This is a genomic window from Pseudoalteromonas sp. C8, assembly GCF_011378685.1.
GTDB lineage: Bacteria > Pseudomonadota > Gammaproteobacteria > Enterobacterales > Alteromonadaceae > Pseudoalteromonas > Pseudoalteromonas arctica.
Map to the genome: position 1 here is coordinate 194240 of NZ_WTKT01000005.1, position 15958 is coordinate 210197.

The following is a 15958-nucleotide window of genomic DNA, read 5'->3' on the forward strand; positions in this document are numbered from 1 at the left end:
ACTCCTTAATTTATTTACAACTTAAACGATGTATAAGCTGTCAGCTTTGGTTTTAACTTGCATACCTGTCACTAATTCAACATGAACGTCATCTTTGTTCACTTCAGTGATTACTGCATTTACAAGTGCTTGGCCAAGTTTAACCTTAACCTTATTATTAACCTTGACCTCAGTAGCTGGTAAAGGTTCAATTTTTCCTGAACGTTTAACTGGCGCTGCTTTAGCAGGTTTGTTAGCTGCAGGTGCGTTTTTATCGCCTGCTTTGCTAGCATGAGCTGGTTTTTTCTTGAAAGATTTAGAATCAGAATCTTGGCGAGGACGCTGTTGTTTTTTGCGTTTTGCCATTTTAGCGCGGCTTTCTTCCAATGCTTTTTGTGCATGGTCGATATGCTCTTGCTCAACTTTTTCACCTTGATTACCATCAAGATCAATACGAAACTCTGACTTTGTCACAGCTTCTAAATAACGCCAATTAGACGTGTATTTTCTAAGCGCTTGACGAACTTGAGTCTTACTTACTTTTTCAGACCCTTCAATACGCTCAGCAATATCTTTAAAAATACCTACTTTAAGCGGCTTGATGCCATCTTTTTGTTTAAAACATTGTGGGAATTCTTGATATAAAAATTCCAACACTTCATTAATATCTTTTAGCTTGTTTGTGGTTTCCATTTTAGAACCTATTTTTCACATCTTTTCATCAAGGGACGAATCGACGTAGTGTGTTACCCAGTCGACCAACTCTTCGAAATCGGCTTCTATTACAGCCATATCACCCCGAAGGTGTTCCCAAATACCATTAATTGTTTCATCAATAAATTCACATTCTGAATCATCTGGAAGACGATCCCATGCAATATGAATTAAATCATTGAGCGTTTCCGCTACATGCTCTTCTTCGCCTTCCCAGTCGCCAACATCTTGCACAGCAAATAGGTAGTCTTGAACATTTAGCAAATCTTTCATTACAGGCTCGCCTCTAAGCATTTCACTAATGCTTCAAGGCCAGCTTTATCATCAGCATCAAATCGGCCAATACTTGGACTATCAATGTCTAGTACTGCGAATACTTTACCATGTTTCATGATAGGTACAACCACTTCAGAGTTAGACGCTGCATCGCAGGCTATATGCCCGTCAAAAGCGTGAACATCTTCAATTAATTGTGTTTCAGCGGTTGCCGCAGCTGTTCCACATACCCCTTTCCCAACGGGAATACGGATGCATGCAGGATTACCTTGAAACGGGCCAAGTACTAATTCAGTAGGAGAATCCATAAAGTAAAAGCCCGCCCAATTTACATCTTCTAAAGAGGTAAATAACAGCGCGCTTATGTTTGCCAAATTGGCAATTACATTAGATTCACCAGCTATCAGCGATTCAGTTTGCTTAACTAATGACTGGTAAAAATCGTGCTTTTGCATACCAAACTACTTCTTATTAAACATACAGTAGCTAAAGGTACTCTTTGTCGTGAAAAATTGGAACCTTTTGGAGGTAAAAAAAAGGAAATCGCACCGTTTATCAGCGTGCTTGGTTAATAATGCTGCGATTATTTTTTTACCGATTTGCGAAGACCAAATAAAAACAGTCCGGCTGCAAATGCTGACATAACACTATTAATCAAAAATATCTCGCCAGTTGAGGCACTTAATAAGTAACTAAATATAGCGCCACCTAACAAACCAAGCGTTAATACACCTGAATAATTAACTTTAGAATACTTAAACATTAGTAAATACCCTGGCACAACAAAGGCCGCCATCGTTAAGCCTACAATATGTGCATTTAAGATAGCAGTTATAAAAAGTTGTAAGAATAAAGAAACAAAATCACCTTGTAATGTTAAAGCATAATAAATACCTAACAAGCTACCAATAATTACTGGGGACAATAATGAAAGCGCGACACTTTTTGCGAGTTGATGTTTCATCTAATAATCCTTAATACAGAGTATAAATTTTAATGTATTAAGCATGCACCAAGATCTAAAGCTTAGAAATAGAGACTATGGTCGTAATTTATGATTAAAAATAAACCTTATTGCAGTATGAGCCTATTAATAAATTAATAGGCTCATACGTTTGGGTTATACTTATCAAAGTGCTTATAACTGAGCTATTTTATTTGATAACTCAAAGTGGCGAGATGTTACTATTTCCTCTAGCACTGCCAATCTTTTGTTCAACATCGCTGTTTGTTCCTCTAATTTTGTTATCTTATTATTATTCAGTCCTTTAAATTTTGCTTGCGCTGCCATTATTGTAGTTTTATAAGCGAAATAACGTTTAGTAATAGTAAGAATCAAAAAGGGTGAGCTAAATATAGTTATTACAATAAATAGTTCTAGCATGGTCGTTTCCCAATCAATTTAAGTTAGCTTGTTGCGTATAAAGGCCACTTTTAGTGCATTGAAATAATTTTGATAATGTAACTTCGCGCTGCTTTCCTCGTCGAATTAGCATCTCAACATACACAATACTTAACACAATGGCTGTTGCTTTAAACAAGTTACCTTGTAGATCACCTACTGCGCCACCCGACATACCAAATATTCCGTAAGCTGCATTCATAAAAATATGCATCCACATAGGAAACCAAATACGATAACCACATTCACAATATAGCCACGCAAACCATGTACCTGCTATAGTAGTGATCGCAACCGCCATCAATGCAGAAATCGCATCATTACCTTGATAAATATGACCCAGGCCAAATATTACTGAACTAATTAATGCCGCAGGCACAAAGCCCCATCTACAATATTTAAATAAAACACCAAACAATGCAGCCCTAAAAATTAGCTCTTCAAAAAAACCCGCATAAACTGAGCCGGTGATTATTGCTGGTATTGATAGATTAAGTTCATCACTCAAAAATCCATAACCTATTGCCATAGGAGCACAACAAATAATTGCTGCGAGTGCATAGTTAATAAAACCAGAAGAATTAAGCCCTATAGATTCAAAAGGCTCACTTTGTTTAAACAAAATAATAGCCGCAATAACTAACGGTCCATATAAAAAAGTATATTTAGCGGGGGTAAATAAAATGCCAGTTAGATTATCAAGTTCAGACAACCAGCTAGACCAACCTTCTCCCCAAAACTGCCTCATTACATAGTGGCAAAATACAAATATAGAAATTATTACAAGTGCCTTGATAGCGTATTTCATATCTACTTTCCTCGTTAAGTTGTAAATTTCAACTTAATCTTGGCAATAGTAAAAATACAAAGCGACTTATTAGGTCTCAATTACAAGACGAGGTATAAAGCCCATGTTTTAGGGGGGATTAACATGTTTTTGGGATTAATGACAAAGCATCTTTTATTACTTTTACATAAGAACGAGACACCGGTATTTTAATATCAATTGTATGCAGCGATAATTGCAACCCTCCGGCATTACCACTGTAGTGCTGAATGTTTTGCAGGTTGACCGCATAAGAACGGTGGCATCGTAATATAATTGTATTTTCTGGAAGCTGCTTTAATAAACCGCTAAGAGATACACGTAATAGTTTACGTGAAGTTGAAGCTCCTTCCAGTATTGTTATTTCACAATAGTTGTCTGAAGATTTAATAAATAAAATATGGTGATGAGCCGTGTTAATTTCGTCGTTTTTATTATCGCCTTTAAGAGTAATTGTCTTTAATTCAACTTCTCTCAACTGCTCTTGAACGACGCTAACTGTACTTGGCTTAGTTAAATCTATTACATGCCTATTTACCACAAGTAAAAAAATAAGAGGAAATACACCAATACAAAAAATATACCCTACAAAAAGTAATTGATTCTGCCAATGCCAAGACCCAAGTACAGCAACCACAAAATACCCATGATTGAATAACGCAGTAATTAAAATATATGTGACAGGAATAATAATTAAACGGCTTAATTTACTTAGCTTAAACTTAAGTAACACTATTTCTATGAATCCTGACAATAGCAAAGCACAAAAGGTTACTAACCCATAGCCAAAAAGCCGCAGAAACTTGTAAGACTCGGTATCGCTTGAAGTGCCAAAAGGTTGAAATACAAAAAGTACAAAAAGCGCTATAAACGAAAACATGACGGCACGATATACAACTAACTTTCTCGAATCTAGATCATCTTTGAGCCACAACATCCTATTTTGCATACCTTTAATCCACCAATGTTTAAAAATAGCACACATTAATATGTGCATTCCAACTCATTTAAAATTTTTTGTGATGGTAGTTTTATTAAAAACAAAAAAAGGAAGAGAACATCAACGTTATTTAACAGCAGAAGGTGGTGTGTGAGCAATTCTATCTGCTTTTAAGATTTTACTAATGAGAGATAAAACATGTAATACCAATTCGCTTAATTAAGTGGTCTATTTTGAGGGCGGAAAAACGTGTTGATAGCTAGGCAAAAAATCCGCTATTAGTTGTTCTAAATGAGAATTTTTCAATGCAGGGAGCGACACGTTTAGCCCCGCAAAATGATTAAGTATTATTACGGATTGATATAAGTGCACTGATTTTGTTCCAAACACAAAAAAGCCCGCTAAATTAGCGGGCTATTTTGTTATATGGTGGAGAGATAGGGATTTGAACCCTAGATGGGCTATAAACCCATGCCGGTTTTCAAGACCGGTGCATTCGACCACTCTGCCATCTCTCCGATACTGCTAAGTTAAAAGTAAGAGTGTACTAATAACTATTTAAATGAATGATACTTTAATTACCACACACTTATTAAATAAGTGGTGGAGAGATAGGGATTTGAACCCTAGATGGGCTATAAACCCATGCCGGTTTTCAAGACCGGTGCATTCGACCACTCTGCCATCTCTCCGCACGGCCTGCATAATAGGGAAACCCATCCCTTTTGTGAAGCTTTTTTTTTAATTAATTGTTTAAGTGCTTAAAAAACAATTAATTTGTCTAAAGTTAGAACAAAGTGTTTTTAATTTAGCCGTCAATACTCTTTTATTTAAATATTTAACTCTATTGATCTACAAAGGTTTGCCCAAACATATAAGAGTTGGTAATCTAATTTTAGTTAAATTATCGAAACACACACGTTTCACTTAAAGGAGCTCTACAATGGCGTTTAATCAATCGTACAATACCGCGAAACCGGTAATGTCTACCATTGAAACAAACAAGGTACTTAAAAACACCTACTTTTTACTAGCTATGACACTTGCATTCAGTGCTGTTACAGCCGGTATTTCAATGGCACTACAATTACCTTACTTTATGGGAATTGTGTTTACACTTGTTTCGTTCGGTTTATTATTTGTTGTAAATAAAAAAGCAGATACAGCATCTGGTGTATTTTGGGTGTTTGCTTTCACAGGTTTAATGGGGGCAGGCTTAGGTCCATTGCTTAACCATTATGCTGCAATGCCTAATGGCCCAATGCTTATTATGCAAGCGTTAGGTTCTACGGCGCTTATCTTTTTTGGTTTATCTGCTTATGCACTGAACACTAAAAAAGACTTCTCATTTATGGGTGGCTTTTTAACGGTTGGCTTAATCGTTGTGATTGTAGCTAGCATTGTTAATATTTTTGTTGGCAGTTCACTTATGTTTATGGTGCTTAATGCGGCTGTTGTATTGATCATGTCTGGTTTGATTTTATTCGATACAAGCCGAATCATTAATGGCGGCGAAACCAACTACATTCGCGCAACAGTGTCTTTATACCTAAGCGTATATAACTTATTTACGTCTTTACTTGCTCTACTTGGCGCAAGTGATGACTAATTAAATAGTTCTGTTAAAATAGCCCCTTAATTGGGGCTTTTTTATTGGAATTGTTTTGTCACGTTTTGTTCTTTCATTACATACACCACCATCCGATCACGATACAACGCAAAGGTTAGTTAAGTTTGCGAATGCATGTTTAGCCCAAGGGCACACCATTGATGCTGTTTTTTTATACCAGCAAGGTATTTATCATGCATCTACCCACTTTGATTTATCCTCAGACGAACTTCAAATTTCAGCACTTTGGCAGCAACTCGCCGATCGAAAACTAAATTTAATGCTGTGTGTTACCGCCGCTGAAAAACGCGGGTTAGATATTAAAAACACAGGTGTATTTGCAGTCGCAGGGCTAGCTGAATTTGCAATGCTTGCAAGCGACGCTGATAAATGGGTGCAATTTAAATGATAAACGTATTAGTAATGAGTCAGTGCAGTCCATTTGACGATTTAAATATTCGTGATGCACTTGATATGACATTGATATTTGCTGCCGTTGACCAAAATGTGAGTTGGTTGTTTAGCGGCCCCGCCGTTTTGGCTTTAAAAAAACATCAACAACCAAACAATATTGGCTTAAAAGATTTTTTTAAAAACATTAAAGCACTCGAAATCTATGATGTTGAAAACATCTACGTGTGTGAAAAGTCATTGCTTGATTATGGTTTAAATAAACATGATTTACTCATAGAGGCAAAAGCACTCAACTTTAGCCAACAACAAACATTAATTAAAGCGCAGCAACATGTGGTGAATTTATGAGTACATTACATATTTTTTCTAAGCCGCTTAACTATTATTCGGCAAATCAGCTAGAGAACTTAATTTTATCAGACGATAACGTGCTACTTGTTGGTGATGCCTGCTTTGCAAAAAAACAATTTAGGCAATTTGCAGATACACTGTTAATACTTGAACAAGACGCGCAAGTACGTGCAATAAAATTAACAGATAACGATAAAGCCATTAGCTATGAAGACTTTGTAGCACTCACTTTATCAACTAATCAATCAATTACGTGGTAACTCATGCTTGAATTTAACAACCAACAGATTGAAACCGACAAACAAGGCTACTTGCTTGACCATACTTTGTGGTCAAAGGAGCTTGCACCTGTAATTGCTATCCAAGAAAACATTACCCTTAGCGCTCAACACTGGGAAGTCATTAACTTTGTTCGTGATTTTTATATTGAATATAACACCAGCCCAGCAATTCGGATGCTTGTAAAAGCAATGGCTAAAGCACTCGGTGAAGACAAAGGAAACAGCCTTTATTTATATAAATTATTCCCTAAAGGCCCTGCTAAGCAAGCAACAAAAATTGCCGGATTACCAAAACCAGCTAGGTGCATATAATGAGATCTAAATCAGGCAATAATCAAGTAACTGAATCCAAGCCAAAAAGAAGTACAGGCCGTACTTATTCACGCAGTGCACTTAACAAAACGCCATCTGGTAAAAGAGAAATAAAGCCGCAAATAGCATCTAAAGACAGAAAAATTGTGTTATTCAACAAGCCGTTTGACGTGCTATGCCAATTTACGGATGACGCAGACAGAAAAACTCTCGCTGAATTTATACCTATTAAAGAAGTTTACGCAGCAGGAAGATTAGACAGAGACAGTGAAGGTTTATTACTTTTAACAAACTGTGGAAAATTGCAAAACACCCTAACGGCACCTGATAAAAAGACGAATAAAACCTACTGGGCACAAGTTGAGGGTGAACCAACGAGTGAATCAATTAATGATTTATGCAATGGCGTAGAACTTAAAGACGGGCTTACACTCCCCGCTAACGTTAAAATAATTGATGAACCTACAATTTGGACGCGTAATCCGCCTGTACGCGAGCGAAAAGCAATCCCTACCACTTGGCTAAGTATTACAATTAATGAAGGTAAAAACAGACAGGTTCGTCGAATGACCGCGCATATTGGCCACCCTACACTTCGCCTTATTCGCTACAGTATTGGCAACTATACGTTAGATGATATTAATTGTGGTGAATACAAAGTAATTAAGGGTGTAGTTGATGCATAAACCGCATGTAACAGTTGCGGCAATAGTAAAAAAGCAAAATGAGTTTTTACTTGTAAAAGAGCGCGATAAATTTACACAGCAGGTTTGTTACAATCAACCTGCTGGTCATTTAGAACAAAACGAAACTCTTGCACAAGCCGCAAGCAGAGAGCTACTTGAAGAAACAGGCTTAGCGCTTGAGCCAGTCGGCTTTTTAGGTGTGTATAATTTGCATGCTGCTAATGGCGTACATTACTTACGGTTTTGCTTTATCTTTGAAGTTGATGATAAAACACCAATACCACACCCCATCGATACTGATATTATTTCTGCTGATTGGCATACTCTTGAGCAAATTAAAGCACTGCCTCTTAGGAGTCATTTAGTATTAAAGTGCATAACGGACAGTATAAACAAGCAACCAACGAGTTTGGATATCATTTTCGATGATGACGAATAACACGGTTGAACTGTATAAATAAAAGTACAAAAATATACCGCTTAATTTCTCTAAGTTCTCTTTGCTATTTGTTATACAAATAAAATAGTGACAAATTATGTCCTTTGCTGCCCTACGCTCTTTAAGCACAAACAAAATACATGCTATAATCGCGGCCTTTCCAAGTTAACAGCAATCTGTATAAGCGAAATTATTCATGAGCGAAAATAGTCACATTAAAGTCATTGTTGGCATGTCCGGCGGTGTTGATTCTTCTGTATCTGCATATTTATTACAACAACAGGGCTATCAAGTAGAAGGCCTGTTTATGAAGAACTGGGAAGAAGACGACAATGATGAATACTGTGCTGCCGCTGATGATTTAAAAGATGCGCAAGCAGTGTGCGACAAATTAGGCATTGAGCTTCACACAGTTAACTTTGCAGCAGAATATTGGGACAATGTATTTGAGTACTTTTTAGCAGAGTACAAAGCAGGTCGTACACCTAACCCAGATATAATGTGTAACAAAGAAATTAAATTTAAAGCCTTTTTAGAATTTGCTGCGCAAGCACTCGGTGCTGACTTTATTGCAACGGGTCACTATGTTCGCCGTGAGCTTCGCGATGACAAATACGTAATGTGTCGCGGACTTGATAACAATAAAGATCAAAGCTATTTCTTGTATACTCTAAGCCATGAACATATTGGCCAAACGTTATTCCCTGTAGGCGATATCGAAAAACCAGAAGTACGCCGCATAGCAGAAGAACAAGACCTAATCACTCACGATAAAAAAGACAGCACAGGTATCTGCTTTATTGGTGAGCGTAAATTTAAAGACTTTTTACAAAAGTTCTTACCAGCACAACCTGGCGTTATCGAAGACACAGACGGTAACAACGTAGGCGAGCACGAAGGCTTAATGTACCACACACTTGGACAACGCAAAGGCTTGTTAATTGGTGGTATGAAGGAAGGTTCTGGTGAGCCTTGGTACGTAGTAGATAAAGACCTTGAGCGAAATGTACTTATTGTGGGGCAAGGTAAAGATCACCCTCGCCTATACAGCAACGGTCTTAACGCAAACCAACTTCACTGGGTAGACCGTATTGGCCCTAAAGGCACCACTCGCTGCACAGTAAAAACGCGTTACCGCCAAGAAGACTTAAGCTGCACCCTACTTGTAGGTGAAGACGGCATGGCCCGCGTATTGTTCGACGAGCCACAAAAAGCAGTTACACCTGGTCAATCTGCCGTATTTTACGCAGAAGATGTGTGTTTAGGTGGTGGTATTATTGACTCGGTGATTAAGTAATGAATGAACACCAAGTCATGGCGCTTGCCGCCATGTGCCAGGCTGCTAAACAAGTTCAAAAAATTGCCCAGTACGGCAACAATAACGAACATGATTTAGAAATCTTACTTTCAAGCATTATTCAAACATCTCCGGCATCGCCAGAAGATGTTTACCAAGGTACTGACAACTTACGTGATGGTTACAAAACCTTAATGGCGCAGCTAACCGCAGGCGCTCAAAAAGATGTTGAAATTGTAAAGTACGTAGGTGGTTTAATGCAGCTTGAGCGAGCACTAAGTGCAAACGACAAAAGCTTAAACGAATTAGGTAAACGAATTGATGATATTCATCGTCGTTTAGACCACTTTGCTATTACCGATGAGAGCGTTGTTGCCGGTTTAGCAGATATATACTCGTCGGTGCTGAGCCCCCTTGGGCACCGAATACAGGTTTATGGCAAACCCGAGTTATTAAAACAGCAGCTCACTCAAAATAAAATCCGTGCGTTATTATTAGCCGGCATTAGAAGTGCAGTATTATGGCGACAAATGGGCGGTAAACGCCGTCACTTTTTCTTTGCAAAAAGAAAAATACTCGCCATTGCTAAAACAAAAATTTAACTATCGTTCAAACTAAAATTTAGGAGTTATTATGGAGCTTTCAGCGTTAACGGCTATCTCTCCAGTGGATGGTCGCTACGGCAGCAAAACCACTGAACTACGCAGTATTTTCAGCGAATTTGGCTTAATCAAATACCGCGTAATTGTTGAAGTGCGTTGGTTGCAAGCGTTAGCTGCAGCAAGCGATATTAAAGAAGTACCTGCATTTAGCGAAGAAGCTAATGCACTTCTAAACGCCATTGTAGATAACTTCAGTGAAGCTGATGCACAACGCGTGAAAGATATAGAACGCACTACAAATCACGATGTTAAAGCGGTTGAATACCTACTAAAAGAAAAAGTCGCCGATAACAGTGAGCTTCATGCAATAAACGAATTTATTCACTTTGCTTGTACTTCAGAAGATATTAACAATCTATCTCATGGTTTAATGCTAAGCGAAGCGCGTAAAAATGTTTTACTTCCTTATTGCGATGAACTTTTAAGCGCAATTAAAGCTAAAGCAATTGAATACAAAACAATCCCAATGATGACTCGTACGCACGGACAACCAGCTACACCATCAACTATGGGTAAAGAGTTTGCTAACGTATATATGCGTTTAAAGCGTCAACGCGGGCAAATTGCACAAGTAGAGATGCTAGGTAAAGTTAACGGTGCTGTAGGTAACTACAACGCACACCTTAGCGCATACCCAGATTACGACTGGCATACACATGCAGATAAATTTGTATCAAGTTTAGGCTTAACACTAAACCCATTTACTACACAAATTGAACCGCATGACTATATTGCAGAATTGTTTGACGCAATTGCACGTTTTAACACTATATTGTTAGATTTTGACCGTGACATGTGGGGTTACATTGCCCTTAATCACTTTAAGCAAAAAACAATTGCTGGCGAAATTGGCTCATCAACAATGCCACATAAAGTTAACCCAATTGATTTTGAAAACTCAGAAGGTAACTTAGGCTTAGCAAATGCTATTTTTGCTCATCTTGCACAAAAATTACCAGTTTCTCGCTGGCAGCGTGATCTTACTGATTCAACCGTATTACGTAACCTAGGTGTAGGTATGGGTTATGCAATTATTGCATACCAATCAACACTTAAAGGTGTAAGTAAGCTTGAAGTAAACGAGCAACGTTTAGCTGACGAGCTTGATCAAAACTGGGAATTGCTAGCCGAGCCGATTCAAACAGTTATGCGTAAATATGGTATTGAAAAGCCATACGAAAAACTTAAAGATTTAACACGCGGCAAACGTGTAAACAAAGAAATAATGGCTGACTTCATCGATGGTTTAGACCTTCCTGAGCACGCTAAAGTAGAAATGAAAAAACTAACACCTGCTAATTACATTGGTCGTGCTGTTGAGTTTATTGATGATTTAGTTTAAAAACTAAATTACTCTTTAAAAAAGCGAAAGGATCATCCTTTCGCTTTTTTTGTTTTAACCCCATTGCACTAACTAGTAGGCATAATGTATGTATCAATTAAAAATAAATAATTTGTCTGAGCAAGAGTTTTTAAGCCATTTTTGGCAAAAAAAGCCGCTTTTAATCAAACAAGGTTTTGCTAATTTTCAAGACCCGCTTGATGCTAATGAACTTGCCGGCCTAGCAATGGAAGAAAGCATAGAGTCACGTATTATCACCAATCATAAAAATGATTGGCAAACGCACCAAGGTCCATTTGAAGACTTTGAGCAGTTAACAGACGATCACTCTACTTTACTCGTGCAAGCAGTTGATCACTGGCATAGCGATGCTGCACAACTGCTAGAACCATTTAGGTTTATTCCCAACTGGCGCATAGATGATTTAATGATCAGCTATTCAACGCCTAATGGTGGTGTTGGTCCACATTTAGACCAATACGACGTATTTATTATTCAAGGCGAAGGTAAACGTCATTGGCGTGTAGGCTTACCCGACCCAACACTTAAGCAGTTTGCTCAAAACAAAAAATTACTACAAGTTGAACCTTTTGAAGCCGTAATAGATTGCATATTAGAACCTGGCGATATTTTGTATATTCCACCAGGGTGCCCTCACGAAGGTTACGCTGTAGAAAACGCACTAAATTATTCAGTTGGTTTTAGAGCGCCAAATCAACAAGATTTATTGTCGAGCTTTGCCGATCATATTATTGATACCGAAAGCGGACAAAAACGTTATACCGATCACAACATCACACTAAGAAAGTCAAAAGGTGAACTTACAAACCTTGAAGTTGATAAAGTTAAAACACTGATGGCGGCACTTTTAGAAAATGACGATTTATTTAAACAATGGTTAGGCTCAACGCTTAGTCAGCCCAAACATGAAATGGATTTAGCACCAGTAGAACCTCCATTTACACCTGAGCAAATAAGCGATGATTTAAGTGATGAAGAAACTGTGTTTGAGCGTTTAGGTGGCACGCGTGCTATTTATCAGCAACTCGATACCGAAGTGTTATTAAGTGTAAACGGTGAAAATTACGCTATGCCATTAACTGACTTAGCGGCGGTAAAACTACTTACCGATAGTACTGAATTTGAAAGTTCAGCATTAAATTTAACAAACCCAAGTTTAGTTTTTACTCAAACTTTTACTACACTTGTTAATGAGGGGCTTTGGTTTAATATAGACCAAGAGCAATAATACCAATTTTATTAATAATGGTGAGCATTTTGCAGCGTAAAATATTATGTATACAGGTTAGTTAAAAATTTTAATTTTCACCTGATATTGGCTTAAATAATTTTGCTGTGATTGCTTACTCATTTTAATTGGCTATCAATAGGAGTTTGCAATGGGCTATCTGGTTGATAAGGTTGAATGGGATATAAAAAAAGATATGCTACAAAAAATTCGAGAGCGAGTTTTTGTTTACGAGTTACATATCCCCAAACACATCGAGTTTGATAGCCTAGATAAAATTGCATTACATGTACTTGTAACAGACGATGCAAACTGCCCAATAGCAACGGGTAGATTATGTAAAGATGGCTTAATCGGCAGAATAGCGGTATTACCCGAGCACCGTAATCGCAAAGTATATAAATCGCTTCTCAACTTTATTGTTGAATTAGCTTCCAACCAAGGTATAGAAGAAGTAAGCATTAATTGTATTTTAAATGAGGTAGAGCGTTTTAAGCGAAATGGCTTTATTCAGCAAGGAAATGTTTTTATGGAGGCGGGAATTCCTAGGCAACGTATGCAATGCTCTGTTTCGGCGTTTAATACAACTCCCTTCACACTTGTCCATTAGATAAAGAAAAGGGCAATAAATAAGCTATCACCCTCTACTTTTTTACTTAACCCAAACTGTAGTTACTTTGGTTCATTTGCCCATAGTGGTTCATTATCATACATTTCGTACAAGCCATGTGCTCTATTTATAAGTAAGTTAGCAAAATCTACCTGCGTTTTATCACGCGCGCCTGTACTCATAATTTGATCCGCTTTTAATTGCCACTGCAATGAAAAATAACGCATTGCATCGCGAGCATCTGTAGCTGCACTTACTTCAGCATGATCTGTAGGTAAGCGCCCTGTTACTACCCAATATGTTTTACCGTTTTGGGCTTTAAATTTCCACATTGCACAAAGTGGTGCTAAAAATCGGCTGTCTTTATCAACTACTGATTTTGGCATAATGCCCTTTTCGGCTAAATGTTTTTGCGCTGCTTGAAAACATTCGCGTTGCCACTGCATTCTTTGCTCATCAGCTATAACTTGCTCTTTTGCTGTTAACGGCTTTTTTTCTTGTTGTTGCATTTTTAATAACCTTTTACTTCTTTTTTAACACTCTAAGGGCTTAGTAAATAAGGTGCAAGTATAAAAAGGTCGTTTGCACCTTAAAGCGCTCTGTTTGCTGTGTTTTTAGCCAAACTATTATTTTATATTGTGATCAAACGAACCCACATCACCCGGAAAAACTACTGGAGACTCAACACCGTCTTTACTAACAGAGGCTACACCAAAGTAATAATTATCAATCACTACGTTTTTAAGTGTGTACTGTGAAACCTTACCAACGTATTTACTAAACTGCCATTGCGGCTCGCTCGTGTAACGCCAATAAATTTTATAGCCAGCAATATTTTCATCACTGCTTTCTTGCCATGAAAACGACGTATCAGCTGTAACAGCGCCCTTTATTTTAACTTCTTTTGGCGGTGCGGGTGCCCACGCCATAGACGCCATCGTTACCGCATTAAGTGAAGTTAACTTAGCCGTATAATCAAAATCAACACCTTCAATGGTATCGCCATACTCAACACCATTTTCAGTGCGTAAATCTTGATGCTGACGATCGTAGTGCTCGTTAGTTTCCATAATACGCACTGCTGCAAAACCTGCATCATTAAATGGACGATGATGCCCACCACGGCCAAATCTATCTAATCGATATACAAGCATTGTATCTAAATTAGGAATATATCTGTCAGCAATAGTATCTATGTAGCGAGCTAAATTACGACTCGCAGAATCGACTTCACCACCTGTAAAGCGCCGAGTATTAGCTTGCTCTTTTGTTTCTACAACACGGGTACCTTCTGAAAATATACGTGCAGTCGTGTTATTAGTTACACCATTAATACCGGTAATATTGCCAATCATATCGTTGTTTAAAACGCCATGAACTTGCCAGTTATGCTTTTGTGCATAAGCCGTTAATATTTTACCGCCAAACAAACCTTGCTCTTCGCCCGAAAGCGCCGCGTAAACTACCGAACCATTAAATTTGTATTTACTTAAAACGCGAGCTGCTTCAATTACTCCTGCCACGCCCGATGCATTATCGTTAGCACCCGGTGAATCACTCGTAAAGTCCATAACATCACTTACACGTGAATCTATATCACCCGACATCATCACCATGCGATTCGGCTCGCTCGACCCACGTTGAATAGCCACTATGTTAACCACTTCAACAGGATTAGGAATGCGTTTTTCGCCCGATATAGTGTCCTTTACTTCAATAATTTCCAGACAACCACCACACTGCACAGATATTTTTTCAAATTCTTTTTTTATCCAACGCCTAGCCGCACCAATACCTCGAGTATCCGATTTAGTCTCTGAAAGCGTATGGCGAGTACCAAAATCCACCAGCGTTTGAATGTCACTACCGATACGGGTAGCCGACACTTCACTTGCTATATCGTGTAACTTTTGTTGGTCGGTATATTGTAATTGCGTTTCACCATGTGCTGATAATGCAAGTGTGCAAGCGCCTGCAACTGCAGTAAATTTGAGTAACGTTGTTGTGATTTTCAAAGGTGTTTTAAGCATCTATTAGCTCCTAATTATTATAGTGTAACCATTACTTAACTAAGATTTTATGGCAATACATTTGAGGTAGATGTAGAAAGGAGCACGCTAAAGCGCAGTTATAGTAATACTTAGAGAGTTAATTGAGTCGTACAATCAACATAATACCGGTCATAGGAATTAACCCAAACATCCACAGCTTTATTCCTAAAATATATTTTTTAAAGCTCCCTTTATTTATACAAGATCTAACTCTACTTCTATAACCGTTAAAATCACCCAAAATTAAAAACACAATTCCAATTACGATTGCGTAAAATAGAGCACCAATAAGTAAAGGGTTTTGCTTAAAAGTACTGATTATTTTATCTAAGTAGTGAATGTCAAACGTCATAGCTAAAAGAAAACTATATACAGTAGATATCATGGCTAACAATGCTGCAGCATTGATGGCCGTATTTTTATTTCTTGAGTCTAATTTTTTCATCCACTGAGCACACACAAAATGAACAGCGCAAATAAATGTTCTCATTTTCAATCCTTGAATAACGTCTAAGTAA

The 15958-nt window shown here is 37.8% G+C and carries 22 protein-coding genes and 2 tRNA genes; 12 read left to right on the top strand and 12 right to left on the bottom strand.

The features are described from left to right. Positions 1-21: 21 nt before the first annotated feature. The 9 genes from proQ to GQR39_RS07145 form a co-directional block, all read right to left on the bottom strand. The gene (gene proQ / locus GQR39_RS07105; RefSeq protein WP_007586916.1) at positions 22-672 is read right to left on the bottom strand and encodes an RNA chaperone ProQ; all 651 of its coding nucleotides are present in this window, start codon (positions 670-672) and stop codon (positions 22-24) included. A gap of 15 nt (positions 673-687) precedes the next feature. Further along, the gene (locus GQR39_RS07110; RefSeq protein ID WP_002961910.1) at positions 688-966 is read right to left on the bottom strand and encodes a hypothetical protein; all 279 of its coding nucleotides are present in this window, start codon (positions 964-966) and stop codon (positions 688-690) included. After that, a complete protein-coding gene (locus GQR39_RS07115) occupies positions 966-1424 on the bottom strand; it encodes a GAF domain-containing protein (protein ID WP_007586917.1) in 459 nt (152 codons plus the stop codon). Before GQR39_RS07115 ends, GQR39_RS07110 begins: the two co-directional genes overlap by 1 nt. A gap of 128 nt (positions 1425-1552) precedes the next feature. Further along, the gene (locus GQR39_RS07120; protein ID WP_165735213.1) at positions 1553-1933 is read right to left on the bottom strand and encodes a hypothetical protein; all 381 of its coding nucleotides are present in this window, start codon (positions 1931-1933) and stop codon (positions 1553-1555) included. A 174-nt stretch (positions 1934-2107) separates the two neighbouring features. Then, the gene (locus tag GQR39_RS07125; RefSeq protein WP_165735214.1) at positions 2108-2353 is read right to left on the bottom strand and encodes a hypothetical protein; all 246 of its coding nucleotides are present in this window, start codon (positions 2351-2353) and stop codon (positions 2108-2110) included. Positions 2354-2366: 13 nt separating this feature from the next. Beyond that, complete coding sequence (locus tag GQR39_RS07130) at positions 2367-3179, bottom strand: CPBP family intramembrane glutamic endopeptidase (protein WP_165735215.1); 813 nt, start codon at positions 3177-3179, stop codon at positions 2367-2369. 118 nt (positions 3180-3297) lie between these two features. Further along, a complete protein-coding gene (locus GQR39_RS07135) occupies positions 3298-4194 on the bottom strand; it encodes a LytTR family DNA-binding domain-containing protein (RefSeq protein WP_232783783.1) in 897 nt (298 codons plus the stop codon). Between the two features lie 370 nt (positions 4195-4564). After that, positions 4565-4655 (bottom strand) — tRNA-Ser (locus GQR39_RS07140). A gap of 83 nt (positions 4656-4738) precedes the next feature. Further along, positions 4739-4829: transfer RNA gene (locus GQR39_RS07145), tRNA-Ser, on the bottom strand. Positions 4830-5080: 251 nt separating this feature from the next. On the opposite strand from GQR39_RS07145, the gene GQR39_RS07150 reads away from it, so the two are divergent. From GQR39_RS07150 to GQR39_RS07205, 12 genes are all read left to right on the top strand, one after another. After that, positions 5081-5746 (top strand): Bax inhibitor-1/YccA family protein, encoded by a 666-nt coding sequence (locus tag GQR39_RS07150; RefSeq protein WP_007580214.1) that lies wholly within the window; start codon positions 5081-5083, stop codon positions 5744-5746. Positions 5747-5801: 55 nt separating this feature from the next. Continuing rightward, positions 5802-6155, top strand: a complete 354-nt coding sequence (gene tusD / locus GQR39_RS07155; protein ID WP_165735216.1) for a sulfurtransferase complex subunit TusD — start codon at positions 5802-5804, stop codon at positions 6153-6155. Then, positions 6152-6508 carry a sulfurtransferase complex subunit TusC gene (tusC, locus tag GQR39_RS07160; RefSeq protein WP_165735217.1) on the top strand — a complete coding sequence of 119 codons (357 nt, stop codon included), beginning with the start codon at positions 6152-6154 and terminating at the stop codon, positions 6506-6508. The genes tusD and tusC overlap by 4 nt, the downstream gene beginning before the upstream one ends. Beyond that, complete coding sequence (locus GQR39_RS07165) at positions 6505-6771, top strand: DsrH/TusB family sulfur metabolism protein (RefSeq protein WP_007580209.1); 267 nt, start codon at positions 6505-6507, stop codon at positions 6769-6771. The genes tusC and GQR39_RS07165 overlap by 4 nt, the downstream gene beginning before the upstream one ends. A gap of 3 nt (positions 6772-6774) precedes the next feature. Next, a complete protein-coding gene (locus tag GQR39_RS07170) occupies positions 6775-7104 on the top strand; it encodes a TusE/DsrC/DsvC family sulfur relay protein (RefSeq protein WP_165735218.1) in 330 nt (109 codons plus the stop codon). Beyond that, positions 7104-7790, top strand: coding sequence for a pseudouridine synthase (locus GQR39_RS07175; RefSeq protein ID WP_007580204.1), 687 nt, complete (start codon positions 7104-7106; stop codon positions 7788-7790). The genes GQR39_RS07170 and GQR39_RS07175 overlap by 1 nt, the downstream gene beginning before the upstream one ends. Next, positions 7783-8229, top strand: coding sequence for an NUDIX domain-containing protein (locus tag GQR39_RS07180; RefSeq protein ID WP_165735219.1), 447 nt, complete (start codon positions 7783-7785; stop codon positions 8227-8229). The genes GQR39_RS07175 and GQR39_RS07180 overlap by 8 nt, the downstream gene beginning before the upstream one ends. A gap of 196 nt (positions 8230-8425) precedes the next feature. Then, positions 8426-9526, top strand: a complete 1101-nt coding sequence (gene mnmA / locus GQR39_RS07185; RefSeq protein WP_007375708.1) for a tRNA 2-thiouridine(34) synthase MnmA — start codon at positions 8426-8428, stop codon at positions 9524-9526. Next, positions 9526-10128, top strand: a complete 603-nt coding sequence (hflD, locus tag GQR39_RS07190) for a high frequency lysogenization protein HflD (protein WP_024589171.1) — start codon at positions 9526-9528, stop codon at positions 10126-10128. The genes mnmA and hflD overlap by 1 nt, the downstream gene beginning before the upstream one ends. Positions 10129-10159: 31 nt before the next feature. Continuing rightward, positions 10160-11530 (top strand): adenylosuccinate lyase, encoded by a 1371-nt coding sequence (gene purB, locus GQR39_RS07195; protein ID WP_024589170.1) that lies wholly within the window; start codon positions 10160-10162, stop codon positions 11528-11530. Between the two features lie 88 nt (positions 11531-11618). Continuing rightward, complete coding sequence (locus GQR39_RS07200; protein WP_165735220.1) at positions 11619-12779, top strand: cupin domain-containing protein; 1161 nt, start codon at positions 11619-11621, stop codon at positions 12777-12779. A gap of 151 nt (positions 12780-12930) precedes the next feature. Continuing rightward, a complete protein-coding gene (locus GQR39_RS07205) occupies positions 12931-13389 on the top strand; it encodes a GNAT family N-acetyltransferase (RefSeq protein WP_101216240.1) in 459 nt (152 codons plus the stop codon). A gap of 62 nt (positions 13390-13451) precedes the next feature. Here GQR39_RS07205 and GQR39_RS07210 read toward each other — a convergent pair whose 3' ends face one another. From GQR39_RS07210 to GQR39_RS07220, 3 genes are all read right to left on the bottom strand, one after another. Next, positions 13452-13898: a DUF4826 family protein gene (locus GQR39_RS07210; protein ID WP_165735221.1), complete on the bottom strand. Its 447-nt coding sequence runs from the start codon at positions 13896-13898 to the stop codon at positions 13452-13454. A gap of 117 nt (positions 13899-14015) precedes the next feature. Beyond that, positions 14016-15419 (bottom strand): M28 family metallopeptidase, encoded by a 1404-nt coding sequence (locus GQR39_RS07215; RefSeq protein WP_165735222.1) that lies wholly within the window; start codon positions 15417-15419, stop codon positions 14016-14018. Between the two features lie 118 nt (positions 15420-15537). After that, the gene (locus GQR39_RS07220) at positions 15538-15930 is read right to left on the bottom strand and encodes a hypothetical protein (RefSeq protein WP_024589167.1); all 393 of its coding nucleotides are present in this window, start codon (positions 15928-15930) and stop codon (positions 15538-15540) included. Positions 15931-15958 lie beyond the last annotated feature (28 nt).

Excerpts from the sequence above, each read along its gene's own strand:
- GQR39_RS07135 (WP_232783783.1), bottom strand. The coding sequence starts at position 4,194 with ATGCACATATTAATGTGTGCTATTTTTAAACATTGGTGGATTAAAGGT.
- GQR39_RS07165 (WP_007580209.1), top strand. The coding sequence starts at position 6,505 with ATGAGTACATTACATATTTTTTCTAAGCCGCTTAACTATTATTCGGCA.
- GQR39_RS07180 (WP_165735219.1), top strand. The coding sequence starts at position 7,783 with ATGCATAAACCGCATGTAACAGTTGCGGCAATAGTAAAAAAGCAAAAT.
- purB (WP_024589170.1), top strand. The coding sequence starts at position 10,160 with ATGGAGCTTTCAGCGTTAACGGCTATCTCTCCAGTGGATGGTCGCTAC.
- GQR39_RS07110 (WP_002961910.1), bottom strand. The coding sequence starts at position 966 with ATGAAAGATTTGCTAAATGTTCAAGACTACCTATTTGCTGTGCAAGAT.
- GQR39_RS07215 (WP_165735222.1), bottom strand. The coding sequence starts at position 15,419 with ATGCTTAAAACACCTTTGAAAATCACAACAACGTTACTCAAATTTACT.
- GQR39_RS07200 (WP_165735220.1), top strand. The coding sequence starts at position 11,619 with ATGTATCAATTAAAAATAAATAATTTGTCTGAGCAAGAGTTTTTAAGC.
- GQR39_RS07120 (WP_165735213.1), bottom strand. The coding sequence starts at position 1,933 with ATGAAACATCAACTCGCAAAAAGTGTCGCGCTTTCATTATTGTCCCCA.
- GQR39_RS07170 (WP_165735218.1), top strand. The coding sequence starts at position 6,775 with ATGCTTGAATTTAACAACCAACAGATTGAAACCGACAAACAAGGCTAC.
- GQR39_RS07205 (WP_101216240.1), top strand. The coding sequence starts at position 12,931 with ATGGGCTATCTGGTTGATAAGGTTGAATGGGATATAAAAAAAGATATG.
- GQR39_RS07150 (WP_007580214.1), top strand. The coding sequence starts at position 5,081 with ATGGCGTTTAATCAATCGTACAATACCGCGAAACCGGTAATGTCTACC.
- GQR39_RS07125 (WP_165735214.1), bottom strand. The coding sequence starts at position 2,353 with ATGCTAGAACTATTTATTGTAATAACTATATTTAGCTCACCCTTTTTG.
- GQR39_RS07175 (WP_007580204.1), top strand. The coding sequence starts at position 7,104 with ATGAGATCTAAATCAGGCAATAATCAAGTAACTGAATCCAAGCCAAAA.
- GQR39_RS07210 (WP_165735221.1), bottom strand. The coding sequence starts at position 13,898 with ATGCAACAACAAGAAAAAAAGCCGTTAACAGCAAAAGAGCAAGTTATA.
- hflD (WP_024589171.1), top strand. The coding sequence starts at position 9,526 with ATGAATGAACACCAAGTCATGGCGCTTGCCGCCATGTGCCAGGCTGCT.
- tusC (WP_165735217.1), top strand. The coding sequence starts at position 6,152 with ATGATAAACGTATTAGTAATGAGTCAGTGCAGTCCATTTGACGATTTA.
- GQR39_RS07115 (WP_007586917.1), bottom strand. The coding sequence starts at position 1,424 with ATGCAAAAGCACGATTTTTACCAGTCATTAGTTAAGCAAACTGAATCG.
- mnmA (WP_007375708.1), top strand. The coding sequence starts at position 8,426 with ATGAGCGAAAATAGTCACATTAAAGTCATTGTTGGCATGTCCGGCGGT.
- GQR39_RS07130 (WP_165735215.1), bottom strand. The coding sequence starts at position 3,179 with ATGAAATACGCTATCAAGGCACTTGTAATAATTTCTATATTTGTATTT.
- proQ (WP_007586916.1), bottom strand. The coding sequence starts at position 672 with ATGGAAACCACAAACAAGCTAAAAGATATTAATGAAGTGTTGGAATTT.
- GQR39_RS07220 (WP_024589167.1), bottom strand. The coding sequence starts at position 15,930 with ATGAGAACATTTATTTGCGCTGTTCATTTTGTGTGTGCTCAGTGGATG.